This window comes from Pseudomonas sp. R28(2017) (assembly GCF_002112505.1).
Lineage (GTDB): Bacteria > Pseudomonadota > Gammaproteobacteria > Pseudomonadales > Pseudomonadaceae > Aquipseudomonas.
Genome location: NZ_NEHW01000005.1, coordinates 78,951 through 92,942 on the forward strand (window position 1 = coordinate 78,951; position 13,992 = coordinate 92,942).

Consider the following 13,992-nt stretch of genomic DNA (forward strand, 5'->3'; position numbering starts at 1 on the left):
CCTGGCTTGAGGATTGTGACGCCTGGGATTCGAGCGCCGCCCGCGCGGCGCTCGATCTCCCAGGCGCGACATCACTCAAGGCGAACTCAGCGCAACTGCGGCCCCTGGAACCCCATCCACATGGCCAGGTGCTCAGCCACGCTGGCACCAATACGCTTGGAGAAGCGATCGAACGGCGATTCCTGCACGGTGTAATCGACCAGATCCTTCTCACCCACGATTTCACGCGCCACATAGCTGGCACTGCCCAGCCCGTCCACCAGCCCCAGGGCCTTGGCCTGCTCACCCGACCAGACCAGGCCGCTGAACAACTCAGGATGCTCCTTGTCCTTCAGGCGGTCTCCCCGCCCCTGCTTGACCATGGCAATGAACTGCTGGTGCGTGGTGTCCAGCACGCCCTGCCAGAACGCGCGCTCATCAGGCTTTTCTGGCGAGAACGGATCAAGGAACGCCTTGTGTTCACCGGCAGTGTAGGTGCGACGCTCGACACCCAGTTTTTCCATGGAGCCCACAAAGCCGTAACCGGCCGCCGTCACGCCAATCGAACCGACCAGGCTGGCCTTGTCGGCGTAGATCTCGTCCGCCGCACTGGCGATGTAGTAGGCACCGGAAGCCCCCAGGTCAGTGATCACCGCATACAGCTTGATATCCGGGTATTCGCCACGCAAACGACGGATCTCGTCATACACATAGCCCGCCTGCACCGGGCTGCCGCCCGGGCTGTTGATGCGCATGACCACCGCCTTGGTCTTGGGGTCCTTGAACGCATCGCGCAGGCTCTTGACCAGGTTATCGGCGCTGGCGGCCTCTTGGTCGGCAATCACCCCGCGCACCTCCACCAGGGCCGTGTGGTTACCGCTGCGCGTGGCAGCCTTGTCCATGTCCATCAAGGGCGTGAACAGCACCAGAATGCCGAACAGGTAGACGAAGGTCAGCAGCTTGAAGAAGATCCCCCAGCGCCGCGCCCGACGCTGCTCCTGAACACCCGCCAGCAGGGTCTTTTCCAGCAGCTTCCAGCTCTTCTGCTCGACACGCACCTCTTCGTTGTGCGCTTCACGCGCCTCGCGAGCGAGGCGCTCCTCTTCGGTTTCGTTAACCGGCGCTTTCCACTCGTCAGCCATGCTCACCTACCTTGGAATTGGACTTGCCTGGAACCGGCCAGCCACTCGCGCAGCTGGGAAAAATGATCAATGCACACCTGCGGGCCAAATTCGGCCAGCGCCTGCAGCGACATGGCGCCATAGCCCACCGCCACCGAATGCATGCCGGCGTTGCTGGCCATCTGCAGGTCGAATGCCGAATCTCCGACCATCAGCGCCCGAGCAGGTTCGACACCGCAATGGCCAAGGATCTCCTCAAGCATCAATGGGTGAGGCTTGCCACGGGTTTCGTCGGCAGCGCGGGTGATATCGAAGAATTGCTCCCAGCCATTGGCCTTGAGCACGCGATCCAGCCCGCGGCGCGCCTTGCCGGTTGCCACGGCCAGGCGATAGCCCTCGGCACGGAACGCATCCAGCGACTCGACCACACCCTCGAACAGCGGCGAAGGCTGCTGATCCAGGGCCATATAGATGTCGGCGTAGTGCTGGCGGAAGGTTTCGACCTGCAGCGGATCAAGGTGTGGATACAGCGTCGAGATGGCCTCCGCCAGTGCCAGCCCGATGATGCCCTTGACGGCATCTTCAGGGCTCGGCGCTTCTCCAGCACGCTCGGCAGCGACATTCATCGCCTCGACGATGCGGCCGATGGAGTCGGCCAGGGTGCCATCCCAATCGAAAATCAGTAACTCATAGTCACGGTGCACTGAGTCGCTCCACGGTTTTCGCCCACACCTCATCCACCGGCGCCTCGAGCTTGAGCTCACCGCCATCGGGCAGCGGCACGGTCAGGGCATAGGCATGCAGGAACAGCCGCTTGCCACCCAGCTCGCGAATCTCGCGGCTGAAGTCCTCGTCGCCATACTTGCTGTCACCGGCGATCATGTGCCCGGCATGCAGGGTATGCACGCGAATCTGGTGGGTGCGACCGGTGATCGGGCGCGCCTCGACAATGGTGGCAAACTCACCGAAGCGGCGCAGCACGCGGAACAGGGTCAGCGCCTCCTTGCCTTCGTCGTTGACTTCGACCATGCGCTCACCGGAGCGCAGGTTGCTCTTGAGCAGCGGCGCATTGACCTGCTTCTTGGAGGTTGGCCAGTGGCCACGCACCAGTGCCATGTAGCGCTTGTCGACACCATCGCCACGCAAGGCGGCGTGCAGGTGGCGCAGCATGCTGCGCTTCTTGGCGATCATCAGCAGGCCCGAGGTGTCGCGATCCAGGCGATGCACCAGCTCCAGCTCCTTGGCGTCCGGGCGCAGTTGGCGCAGCGCCTCGATCACGCCAAAGCTCAGGCCGCTGCCGCCATGCACGGCAATGCCGGCTGGCTTGTTCATTACGATCAGCGCCTTGTCTTCGTAGACAATGGCGGCCTCAAGGCGCTGCAGCAGCCCCTGGGCCACCGGCGCGGGCTCGTCACGTTCGGGCAACCGGACAGGCGGCACGCGCACGATATCGCCGGCCTGGATCTTGTATTCGGGTTTGACCCGGCCCTTGTTGACCCGCACCTCGCCCTTGCGCAGGATGCGGTAGACCAGGGTCTTGGGCACGCCCTTGAGCGCCGTGATGAGGAAATTGTCGATGCGTTGGCCGGCAAGTTCCGGCGCGACTTCGATCAGCTGAACGCCGGAAGTCGGAGGGGTATTGGTCGTCATGGCGGGGATCATAACAATTATTTATGGAATTGAAGCACTTAATCATTACTGCTATAGTCGCGAACGCCGCCAAAAGCGGCAGGCCAGTGAAACCAGGCCCTGGGCCGGTTCCTGACCTACGCAGTTCTCCAGGACGCGAGGCCGTCCTACGGGGTGTTCGCCAGTTTACCGAATTGCCTGGAATCGCCACCAGCGCTGTGTAGAGAAGACCGAAAAAAAACGACAAGTGTGGTTTTTCACCTGCTTCCCGATTCTTTTCGCTGCACCTCTGCCCGCCCCCGTCGCTTCCACGCAACGCCCGGCGAATGCTTCGGAAATACCTGCCTTGGATATGTAATGGCGTCAGCTCCCATTCGAAGCTGGCGAAAAATGCAACCCGTTGCGGATTCAGCGCGCGGCAGCACCCGAATTATCAGGGATACGTGCAGGGTGGAGATGCACAGCCCTCGGACCGTGTAGCAGATGCCTCGAGCGTCCACGGCCGACGGTTGATTCCTCCTCCTGACTGAGTGCACGAGGCCCGCTTGGTTGATTCGGATACCCATTCGAAACCACCGGGGCCTGGTTGGCACCGCAGCAAACAGGACGCGTCGTCGCGACAACGGCAGGCTGGGCAACCGGCTGGTGCCGAACGTTCTTCGACACGGGGGTGGCCCGGCCACCCTTTGCGCACCTTGGCACCGACCATGAGAAGTCGTGTGTGCCGCACGCCGTTTCCGGCAGCCCGGAAACCGACGGTACAACATGAAAAGAATGCTGATTAACGCAACTCAGCCCGAAGAGTTGCGTGTAGCCCTGGTGGACGGCCAACGTCTCTACGACCTGGACATCGAGTCCGGCGCGCGTGAGCAGAAAAAGGCCAACATCTACAAAGGCAAGATCACCCGCATCGAACCGAGCCTCGAAGCCGCCTTCGTCGACTTCGGCTCCGAACGTCACGGCTTCCTGCCGCTGAAAGAAATCTCCCGCGAATACTTCAAGAAAGCCCCTGAAGGCCGGGTCAACATCAAGGAAGTGCTGAGCGAAGGCCAGGAAGTCATCGTCCAGGTCGAGAAGGAAGAGCGCGGCAACAAAGGCGCCGCCCTGACCACCTTCATCAGCCTGGCTGGCCGCTACCTGGTGCTGATGCCCAACAACCCGCGTGCCGGTGGCATTTCCCGCCGCATCGAAGGCGAAGAGCGCAACGAGCTGCGTGAAGCCCTGAACGGCCTGACCGTGCCGGGCGACATGGGCCTGATCGTGCGCACTGCCGGCCTGGGCCGCAGCAGCGAAGAAATGCAGTGGGACCTCGACTACCTGCTGCAGCTGTGGACCGCCATCAAGGAAGCGTCCCTGGACCGCGCCGCGCCATTCCTGATCTACCAGGAAAGCAACGTCATCATCCGCGCCATCCGCGACTACCTGCGCCAGGACATCGGCGAAGTGCTGATCGACAGCATCGATGCCCAGGAAGAAGCCCTGACCTTCATCCGTCAGGTGATGCCGCAGTACGCCAGCAAGGTCAAGCTGTACGAAGACAGCGTGCCGCTGTTCAACCGTTTCCAGATCGAAAGCCAGATCGAGACCGCCTTCCAGCGCGTCGTCGACCTGCCGTCCGGTGGCTCGATCGTGATCGACCCGACCGAGGCCCTGGTCTCCATCGACATCAACTCGGCGCGCGCCACCAAGGGCAGCGACATCGAAGAAACCGCCCTGCAGACCAACCTGGAAGCGGCCGAGGAAATCGCCCGCCAGCTGCGCCTGCGTGACATCGGCGGCCTGATCGTCATCGACTTCATCGACATGACCCCGGCGAAGAACCAGCGCGCTGTTGAAGAGCGCGTGCGTGAATGCCTGGAAGCCGACCGCGCCCGCGTCCAGGTCGGCCGCATCTCGCGCTTCGGCCTGCTGGAAATGTCCCGTCAGCGCCTGCGCCCGTCGCTTGGCGAAAGCAGCGGCATCGTCTGCCCACGCTGCTCCGGCACCGGCATCATCCGTGACGTCGAATCGCTGTCGCTGGCCATCCTGCGCCTGATCGAAGAAGAAGCCCTGAAAGACCGTACTGCCGAAGTACGCGCCCAGGTGCCGATCCCGGTCGCCGCGTTCCTGCTCAACGAGAAACGCAACTCGATCACCAAGATCGAACTGCGCACTCGCGCACGCATCATCATCCTGCCGAACGACCACCTGGAAACCCCGCACTTCGAAGTCCAGCGCCTGCGCGACGACAACCCGGAAGTGCTGAACAACCAGTCCAGCTACGAAATCGCCGCCGCCGAAGCCGAAGAAGCGCCGCAGCCGACCGCCACCCGCACCCTGGTTCGCCAGGAAGCGGCGGTGAAGACCGCCCCGGCCCGCGCCAACGCCCCGGTACCGAGCGCCGCCGAAGAGCAGCCTCAGCCTGCCGCACCGGCAGCCCCTGCGCCGAGCGTACCGGAGCCAAGCCTGTTCAAGGGCCTGGTGAAGTCGCTGGTCAGCCTGTTCGCCGGCAAGGAAGAGCCTGCCGCAGCGCCGGTGGTCACTGCCACCGAAAAGCCGGCCGCCGAGCGCAGCCCACGCAACGAAGAACGCCGCAACGGCCGCCAGCAGAGCCGCAACCGCAACGGCCGCCGCGATGAAGAGCGCAAGCCGCGCGAAGAGCGTGCCGAGCGCGCCCCGCGTGAAGAACGTCAACCGCGCGAAGAACGTGCACCTCGTGAGGAGCGTGCTCCACGCGAAGAACGCGCACCTCGTGAAGAGCGCGCACCACGCCAGCCACGCGAAGACCGCCGCGGCAACCGCGGTGAAGAACGCGTACGTGAATTGCGTGAACCGCTGGACGCCACTCCACCTGCCGAACGCGAAGAACGCCAGCCACGTGAAGAACGTGTAGCCCGTGAAGAGCGTGCACCTCGTGAAGAGCGCGCACCTCGCGAAGAACGCGCCCCGCGTGAAGAGCGCGCACCTCGCGAAGAACGTGCCCCGCGTGAAGAGCGCGCACCTCGCGAAGAACGTGCCCCGCGTGAAGAGCGTGCACCTCGCGAAGAGCGCCAGCCTCGCCCGCCACGTGAAGAGCGCCAGCCACGCCCGGCCGAGCAGGCTGCCGAACTCGCCGAAGAGCAACTGCCGAACGAAGAGCTGCTGCAGGACGAGCAGGAAGGCACCGATGACGAGCGTCCGCGTCGTCGTTCCCGTGGCCAGCGTCGCCGCAGCAACCGCCGTGAGCGTCAGCGCAATGCCAATGGCGAGCTGATCGAAGGTGGCGACGAAGAAGGCAGCGAAGAGCAGCCGCAACAGCACCAGGCCACCGAGCTTGGCGCCGAGCTGGCTGCCGGCCTGGCCGTCACTGCCGCTGTCGCCAGCAGCCACATCAGCGCCGATGCCGAGGCTCAAGCCAACCAGCAGGCCGAACGCGCCAGCGCCGAAGCCGCAACCACCGAAACCCGCGAAGTCGCCCAGCCGACCGAGCAGGTTGAAGTAGCCGCCCAAGCCGAGGAAGCTGTCATCGCCCCAGTGGTCGAACAGCCCGTCAGCGAGCCGGTTGTCGTGGTCGAAGCCAGCGCCGAGCCAGTGGTCGAAGTCGCACCACAGCCAGTGGTTGAAGAAGCCCCTGCCGCCGAGCCGGTCGTGGTTGCCGAAACACCGATCGAGGCCCCTGCTGTCGAAGCCGAGGCGGTCGAAGCCCCAGTGGTAGAGGGCGGTGAAGCCGAGCAGGCTCAGGTTGTGGCCGAAGCAGCACCGGTTGCCGAGCAGCCAGTGGCTGTCATCGAAGCCCAGCCGGCAGTGGTGGCAGAACCCGTCGCTGCCGAAGCTGCCCCGACGGTTGTCGAGCCAGCCCCGGTAGAAGCGCCGGCAACCGTCGAAGCCGCTACTGTCATGCTGCCAAACGGCCGCGCGCCGAACGACCCACGCGAAGTGCGTCGCCGCAAGCGTGAAGCCGAGGCCGCTGCCAAGGCTGCCCAGGAAGCTGCCGAGCCCGTGCTGGAAACCGCCGATGAGCACAAGCCTCATCACGGTTGACAGCCAAGGCTGAATGAAAAAGCCCCGCCAGTGCGAACTGGCGGGGCTTTTTCTTGGCTATCTGTTTTTACATGTACCGGCCTCTTCGCGGGCAAGCCCGCTCCCACAAGCACCCCACTTGGTTCAGGCCTTCTGATAGCCCTGTGGGCAACCCCACTTGGCTCAGGTCTTGTGATAGCCCTGTGGGAGCGGGCTTGCCCGCGAAGAGGCCGGTACTGGCAAAGCAATCAGTACAGATTGGGCTCCATCTCCAGCTCAACCCCAAACCGCTCCAGGATATCTGCCTGGATGCGCTGTGCGAGCGCATGCAACTGCGCCCCGCTCGCCTGGCCATAATTGACCAGCACCAGCGACTGCAACCGGTGCACACCGGCATCGCCCTCGCGATAGCCCTTCCAGCCCGCCTGCTCGATCAGCCAGCCCGCTGCCAGCTTCACCTGGCCATCCGCCTGGGGATACGCCACCACGCCTGGATACTGGCTACGAATGCGTTCGACCAATTCAGCCGACACCACCGGGTTCTTGAAGAAGCTCCCGGCATTGCCCAGCTCGGCCGGGTCCGGCAGTTTTTCGCGACGAATGCTACAAATGGCGTCACTGATCGCCTGCGCGGTCGGCTGCTCGACGCCCTGCTCTGCCAGCCGCTGGCGCACCGGGCCATAGTCCAGATGTGCCTGCAGTTCATGGCTCAGGGCAAAGCGCACCTGCAGGATCAACCAACGCCCGGGGTTGCGCTTGAACACGCTGTCGCGGTAACCGAAGGCGCATTCCTCCAGGGTGAAATCGCGCAGCTCCCCGGTCTCGCGGTCCAGTGCGGTCAGCCCGGCGAACACATCCTTGATCTCGACGCCATAGGCGCCGACATTCTGCATCGGCGCAGCACCCACGGTGCCCGGGATCAGGCTGAGGTTTTCCAGGCCACAAAAACCTTGCGCCAACGACCATTGCACGAAGTCATGCCAAGGCTCGCCGGCTTGCGCCTCGACCACCACCCGCTCACCGTCATCACTCAGCACGCGCCGCCCACGGCTGGCCATGTGCAACACCAGCGCATCGATATCGCGGGTCAGCAGCAGGTTGCTGCCACCCCCGATCACCTGTACCGGCAACCCACGCTGATGTGCCTGGGCCAGCGCCTCGCGCACCTCGTCATCGTCGTGCGCCTGGGTGAAATACCGGGCTTTCACGTCGATGCCGAAGGTGTTGTAGGGTTTTAGCGAAACCTGCTCCTGCCACACCGCTGTCATAGCCGCCCCTTGATTTCCACGACCAGCTCGCGGCACGCCGCTTCGATCAGGTCGAGCACCTGCTCGAAGCCCTCGGCACCGCCATAGTAAGGGTCGGGCACCTCGTCCAGGGCCGCGCCGTAGCGGCGCAAGAACAGGTCTAGCTCACCAGAGGCGTTGTGCGGGCGCAGGGCGCGCAGGTGACCGAGGTTGCTCTCATCCATGGCCAGAATCAGGTCGTACTCAGCGAAATGCGCAAGCTTGACCTGCTGGGCACGCTGGCGTGACAAGTCATAACCACGCGCCAGCGCGGCCTTGCAGGTGCGGCTGTCTGGGGCCTTGCCGACATGCCAGTCGCCGGTACCGGCAGACGCCACATGCACCTGCTCAGCCAGGCCGGCCACCTGCAACTGATGGCGCAGCACGCCTTCGGCGGTGGGCGAGCGGCAGATATTGCCAAGGCAGACGAACAGGACGCGCATCAGGCCTCCAGCAAGCGCCGCACGCGCTCCAGGTCTTCAGGGGTATCCACGCCCACGGCAGGCGCCTCGATGGCGTCCTCGACGTGGATGCGCACGCCATGCCACAGCGCACGCAGCTGCTCCAGGGCCTCGGTCTGCTCGAGCCAGCATGGGCCCCAGCCGACGAAGTCCTGCAGGAAGCCGACACGGTAGGCGTACATGCCGATGTGGCGGCGATACGGCACACCTTCCGGCAGCACATCGCGGCCCCTGGCAAAGGCATCGCGAGCCCACGGCAGCGGTGCACGGCTGAAGCTCAGGGCCAGGCCATTCTTGTCGCTGACCACCTTGACCGCATTGGGGTTGAACACGGTCTCCGGCGCATGGATCGGCTCGGCCAGGGTGGCGATGCCGGCTTCCGGGTGGGCAGCCAGGTTGGCCGCTACCTGGTCGATGATCACCGGCGGGATCAACGGCTCGTCGCCCTGCACGTTGACCACGATGGCATCGGCCGGCAGGCCGAGGTGCGCGGCCACTTCGGCCAGGCGGTCGGTGCCCGATTCATGGTCGGCGCGGGTCATCAGCACTTCGGCGCCAAAGGCCTGGCACGCTTCGAGGATGCTGGCGTCGTCGGTGGCGATGACCACACGGCTGGCGCCGCTCTTGCGCGCCTGCTCCCAGACGTGCTGGACCATCGGCTTGCCGGCGATCAGCAGCAACGGCTTGCCCGGCAAGCGCGTGGAGCGCAGCCGGGCGGGAATGACCACGGTGAAATTCACGCTCATTTGTCCAGGCGCTCGTCGTCGGTCAGGGTGCGCGCCTCGCTTTCCAGCATCACCGGGATGCCGTCACGAATCGGGTAGGCCAGGCCTGCGCCCTTGCTGATCAGCTCGGTCTTGTCGGCACTGAGCTTGAGCGGGCCCTTGGTGATCGGGCAGGCCAGGATATCGAGCAGTTTGGTGTCCATGAAAGCGTCCTTGAGGCCGAATGGCCGAAAAGTGAATAGGGGCTCAGGGCTTGCGCAGCAAGCGTTGCAACTGGCTGTCGAACCAGGCGCTGAAGGCCGGCGTGGGCCGGGCCTCGACCGCCAGGTACCACCAGTCGTCGGCGGCGAATGCCCGGCATTTCACCGCATCCTTCTCGGTCATGACCAACGGCAGCGCCGGGCTGAACGCCAGGCTTTCGGCGCTGAACTGCGCATGGTCGGCAAAGGGATGCGGCACCGGCTGCCAGTTTAGCCCCAGCAGGGTGTTGAAGAAACGTTGCGGGTTGCCGATGCCGGCTACCGCGTGCAGGCGCTGGCCCGCCGGGAAGAAGTCGAGTGCGCGGCGCTCGCCGCTGCGCAGGTTGACCAGGGCAGACGGTTGCAGGCTAAAGCCGAAACCGTCCGCGCGGTCGCCCTCGGCACCGTTGTACAGCACGGCATCCGCTTCTTGCAGGCGCTCGCGGGGCTCGCGCAGTGGGCCGGCGGGCAGGCAGCGGCCATTGCCCAGGCCGCGGGCGGCATCGATCAGCACCAGTTCGAGGTCACGGGCCAGGCGGTAGTGCTGCATACCGTCGTCGCACAGGATCAGGTCCAGCGGTTCACTGGCCAGCAGCGCCTGCACCGCACCGGAGCGGTCAGGGTCGATCATCAGCGGCACGCCGGTGCGCTGGACGATCAGCAAGGGTTCGTCACCGGCCTGCTCGGCCGGCTGGCTCGCTTCCACCCGCCACGGGTAGTGTGGCGGCTTGGCACCATAGCCACGGCTGACCACCCCGACCTTGACGCCCTGGCGGCGGCAATGCTCGATCAGCCAGAGGATCATCGGCGTCTTGCCGGTGCCACCCACGGTGATGTTGCCCACCACGATGACCGGCACCGGCGCCCGATAGCTGGCACTTTCACCACTGAGGAAACGCGCGCGCTTGCGCAGTACCACACGCCGGTACAGCGCCTCAAGCGGGCGCAGCAGCGCCAGGGCCGGGTGCCCGGCGTACCAGGCGGCGAGCAGGCGGTCGGCAAGCGCCATCAAGGTGTCCCCTGGGCGGCCTCGACGGTGGTCATGCGCAGGTGGCTGAAACCGAGCTTGCCGGCAGCATCCATTGCAGTGATCACGGCCTGGTGCGGGGTCTTGCCGTCGGCGCTGATGGCCAGCGGCAGCTTGTTGTCACCGCCAGACTCACGCTCGATGGCCTCGGTCAAGGTCGCCAGGTCACTCTTGGGCAGCAGGTGGTTGTTCACCGAATACACGCCATCGGCGCTGATGGTCACTTCCACCAGCTTGCCCTGATCGGCCGGTGCCTGCTCGGCGCTGGCCGCTTCGGGCAGCTCGACACGCAACTGGGTCTCGCGGGTGAAGGTGGTGGTGACCACGAAGAACAGCAGCAGGACGAACACCACATCGATCAGCGATGCGAGGTTGATGTCGACGTTCTCCCGCTGGCGATTGCGCCGGAACTTCACGCCTTGCCTCCGGCCACTTCCACTTCGCGGTCGCCCTGGATCACTTCGACCAGCTTGATCGCCTCCTGCTCCATGCCCACCACCAGCTCATCGATGCGGCGCAGCAGGAAGCGGTGGAAGAACACCGCCGGGATACCGACCATCAGGCCGGCCGCCGTGGTGACCAGGGCCTTGGAGATACCGCCGGCCAGCACGGCGGCGTTGGCGGTCATCTGCGAGCCCATGAAGGCGCTGAAGATGTCGATCATGCCCAGCACGGTGCCCAGCAGGCCCAGCAGCGGCGCCATGGCGGCGATGGTGCCGAGGGTGCTGATGTAGCGTTCGAGCTCGTGGATGACGCGCGAGGCGGCTTCTTCGATGCACTCTTTCATGATCTCGCGGCCGTGGCGCGAGTTGGCCAGGCCCGCCGCGAGGATTTCGCCCAGCGGCGAATCGGCGCGCAGGGCCTTGAGCTTGTCACTGGTGAGTTGCTTGTCCTTGATCCACATCCACACCTGGCCCAGCAGGTGCGGCGGGGTGACGCGGCTGGCGCGCAGGGTCCACAGGCGCTCGACGACGATAGCCATGGCGGCGATGGAACTCAGAATGATCGGCAGCATCATCCAACCACCGGACTTGACCAATTCCCACACAGTAAACGCCCCTCTGGAAAAAGGCCGCCACTCTAACACAGGAGCGCAAGGGGCTCATCTGCCGGAGGTCAGGCAAATGGCAGGAGCGGCCTCTTCGCGGGCAAGGCCGCGCCGCACCTGTGGGGGCAACTGCCTTGCTCAATTTCTGGCATCTGGCGCGATCCCTGTGGGAGCGGGCTTGTCCGCGAAAGGGCCAGATCAGCCACCGCCAGTATCACGCCAGAATCGCCGCTGCCGACGCACACCCTCGACATCACCATGGCTCCCCAACCGCAACCGCAAGGCCCCTTCTGCGGCCGTGTCGTGAATGGCCACCCCATGCCGCCGATAACGCTCGAGCACCTGCGCATGCGGGTGCCCGAAGCTGTTGTTGCGCCCCCGCGAAATCAGCACCCCGCGCGGTGCCGTGGCGCGGATGAAGGCTTCGCTGGAAGACGTCCGGCTGCCATGGTGCGGCGCCTGCAGCCAATCGATACGGGGCGCTGCATTAGCCGCCAGCCAGGCCCGCTCCGCACCCGCCTCCATATCGCCCGCCAGCAGCAAACGCTCACCCTGCGCCTCGACCAGCAACACACAGGAGCGGTCATTGCTGCTTTGCCCGTCCTCCCAGTGCCAGAGCGAAAAATGCACACTATCCCACGTCCATCGCTCGCCACTGATGCAAGGCTGCAACTCAACGTCACCCAACGCTTCACCGCCAATCGCCCGGCCGCCCGGCAAACCACGCAGGATGGCCGCAGCACCGCCGGCATGGTCGGCATGGGCATGGCTGATCAGCATCAGGTCCAGGCGGCCCACGCCAAGCTTGCGCAGGGTCGGCAGCACCACCCGCTCGCCCAGGTCGGTTTCGCCCTTGGCCGGCCCGGCGTCGTACAGCAAGGTGTGATGCCGTGTGCGCAACAGCACCGCCAAGCCTTGGCCAACGTCCAGCTGCCAGACCTCGAGCTGCCCATGCGGCACCGCTTCCCGTGGCCCCCAGAGGGCCAGCAGCATGACCCCGCCAAGGCCGCGCAGCGGCACACCACGGGGCAGCAACAGCAGCAGCGCGCCGGCCCACACCAGCAACCACGCCACTACCGGCAGTGCCGGCGGTATCCATACCGGCCGCCATCCCGCCATCAAGCCAAGCAGCCGGAACAGCATGTCCAGCGAGCCACCGGCAAGCCATAACAAGCCCTCACCAACGCCCGCCAACGGCAACAACAGGGTACCGAGCAATGCCAGTGGCAACACCGCCAGGCTGACCCACGGCACCGCCAGCAAGTTCGCCACAGGCGCACTCAGGCTGACCGGCAACCCTGTGGCCAACAGCACCGGCAGCAGGCCGACGGCGATCACCCATTGGGCACGCGTCCACGCCTGCCAGGGTCGCCAACCGCCAAGCCGTGCAGCAAAGCTGAAGATGAGGACCGCCACTGCCGCGAACGACAGCCAGAAACCGGGAAGCAACGCGGCCAGGGGTTCGGCCAGCAACACCAGATTCAACGCCAGCAGCAGCGGGAACATTGCCCCCAGCTGGCGATAGCGCAGGCGCCACAGCAGCACCACCGCCAGCATCAGGCAGGCACGCTGCACCGGCACGCCCGCACCGGCCAGCCAGCCGTAGGCCAGCGCCGCCGCCAGCGCCAGGCCGCACGCCCAAGGCAACCATGGCCACCGTCGCGGCCAGAGCCCCCAGCGCGCCAGGCCTGCGACCAGGCCATACAACAAGCCCGCGACAAGCCCGATGTGTTGCCCGGAAATCACCAGCAAATGCACCGTGCCGGTCGCCTGCAACGCCTGCCACTGTTCACGGGCCAAGCCCGCGCCGTCGCCGAGCACCAGCGCCACCAGTGCAGCTTCCTGGCCAAAGGCATCGACCTGCAGCAGGCGCTCGCGCAGCGCATCCCGCCAACCTGGCGCCTGCACCTGCAGTACCTGGCCCGCCTTTACCGTGCCAGTGGCGCCGATGCGGCGGGCCAGCAGCTGAGCCTCGCGGTCCGGGCCATGGGGGTTCAGCAACCCGGCCGGGCGTTGCAAGGTGACCGCCACGCGCCACTGCTCGCCCGCACGGATGGCCGGGCCATCGAACCAGCTCAGTTGCAGGCGCCGAGGCAGTTCGGCGCGGCGTGAATGCGGCTGCTCCAGCTCGAAGCGCACACCCTGCGCGGTACGCGTCGGCAACCCGACGACCCGGCCTTCCAGCCATAGCGTTCGGCCGTCCAGGTGCGGTGCCAGTCGGTCATCCAGCGCCTGCTGGGCCGACCAGCAGGCCCAGCACAGACCCAGCAGAAAAACGCCCAGCGGCCACAGCCGTGTGCAGGCGCAGACAACGCCACCGAGCACCAGCAGTAGCAGCCAGCCGACCGACGGCAAAACGGGGAGAACGCCCAGGCACAACAGCCCGAGCGCGAGCGCAAACATCCCTGTGCGCATGAGGTAGAGCTCCAGAAGCGGAATCGCTTACTGAGGCATAGACGAAAAGCCGGCATTGCCTGCTCAACAATTGTCACAAACTCT

Annotated in this window: 12 protein-coding genes; 1 reads left to right on the plus strand and 11 read right to left on the minus strand. The window is 65.4% G+C overall.

Annotated elements, in window-relative coordinates; genetic code table 11:
* Positions 1-86 precede the first annotated feature (86 nt).
* The 3 genes from CAF78_RS10515 to rluC are packed head-to-tail and all read right to left on the minus strand — an operon-like array spanning position 87 to position 2,750.
* Positions 87-1,121 (minus strand): S49 family peptidase, encoded by a 1,035-nt coding sequence (locus tag CAF78_RS10515; protein ID WP_085675540.1) that lies wholly within the window; start codon positions 1,119-1,121, stop codon positions 87-89.
* Between the two features lie 2 nt (positions 1,122-1,123).
* On the minus strand, positions 1,124-1,804 hold the full coding sequence (locus CAF78_RS10520) for an HAD family hydrolase (protein WP_085675539.1): 681 nt from the start codon (positions 1,802-1,804) through the stop codon (positions 1,124-1,126).
* Positions 1,794-2,750: a 23S rRNA pseudouridine(955/2504/2580) synthase RluC gene (rluC, locus tag CAF78_RS10525; RefSeq protein ID WP_027919450.1), complete on the minus strand. Its 957-nt coding sequence runs from the start codon at positions 2,748-2,750 to the stop codon at positions 1,794-1,796. The genes CAF78_RS10520 and rluC overlap by 11 nt, the downstream gene beginning before the upstream one ends.
* Before the next feature lie 744 nt (positions 2,751-3,494).
* Between rluC and rne the strand changes: the two genes are divergently transcribed.
* Positions 3,495-6,728 (plus strand): ribonuclease E, encoded by a 3,234-nt coding sequence (gene rne, locus CAF78_RS10535; RefSeq protein WP_085675538.1) that lies wholly within the window; start codon positions 3,495-3,497, stop codon positions 6,726-6,728.
* Between the two features lie 227 nt (positions 6,729-6,955).
* Here rne and murB read toward each other — a convergent pair whose 3' ends face one another.
* From murB to CAF78_RS10575, 8 genes are all read right to left on the minus strand, one after another.
* Positions 6,956-7,975, minus strand: a complete 1,020-nt coding sequence (gene murB / locus CAF78_RS10540) for a UDP-N-acetylmuramate dehydrogenase (protein WP_085675537.1) — start codon at positions 7,973-7,975, stop codon at positions 6,956-6,958.
* The gene (locus CAF78_RS10545) at positions 7,972-8,436 is read right to left on the minus strand and encodes a low molecular weight protein-tyrosine-phosphatase (protein ID WP_085675536.1); all 465 of its coding nucleotides are present in this window, start codon (positions 8,434-8,436) and stop codon (positions 7,972-7,974) included. Before CAF78_RS10545 ends, murB begins: the two co-directional genes overlap by 4 nt.
* Positions 8,436-9,200, minus strand: coding sequence for a 3-deoxy-manno-octulosonate cytidylyltransferase (gene kdsB / locus CAF78_RS10550; RefSeq protein ID WP_085675535.1), 765 nt, complete (start codon positions 9,198-9,200; stop codon positions 8,436-8,438). Before kdsB ends, CAF78_RS10545 begins: the two co-directional genes overlap by 1 nt.
* Positions 9,197-9,382, minus strand: coding sequence for a Trm112 family protein (locus CAF78_RS10555; RefSeq protein WP_003247142.1), 186 nt, complete (start codon positions 9,380-9,382; stop codon positions 9,197-9,199). The genes kdsB and CAF78_RS10555 overlap by 4 nt, the downstream gene beginning before the upstream one ends.
* Before the next feature lie 43 nt (positions 9,383-9,425).
* On the minus strand, positions 9,426-10,427 hold the full coding sequence (gene lpxK / locus CAF78_RS10560) for a tetraacyldisaccharide 4'-kinase (RefSeq protein WP_085675534.1): 1,002 nt from the start codon (positions 10,425-10,427) through the stop codon (positions 9,426-9,428).
* Complete coding sequence (locus CAF78_RS10565; protein WP_085675533.1) at positions 10,427-10,861, minus strand: biopolymer transporter ExbD; 435 nt, start codon at positions 10,859-10,861, stop codon at positions 10,427-10,429. The genes lpxK and CAF78_RS10565 overlap by 1 nt, the downstream gene beginning before the upstream one ends.
* Positions 10,858-11,493 (minus strand): MotA/TolQ/ExbB proton channel family protein, encoded by a 636-nt coding sequence (locus CAF78_RS10570; protein WP_016391244.1) that lies wholly within the window; start codon positions 11,491-11,493, stop codon positions 10,858-10,860. Before CAF78_RS10570 ends, CAF78_RS10565 begins: the two co-directional genes overlap by 4 nt.
* A gap of 198 nt (positions 11,494-11,691) precedes the next feature.
* A complete protein-coding gene (locus CAF78_RS10575) occupies positions 11,692-13,908 on the minus strand; it encodes a DNA internalization-related competence protein ComEC/Rec2 (protein WP_085675532.1) in 2,217 nt (738 codons plus the stop codon).
* Positions 13,909-13,992 lie beyond the last annotated feature (84 nt).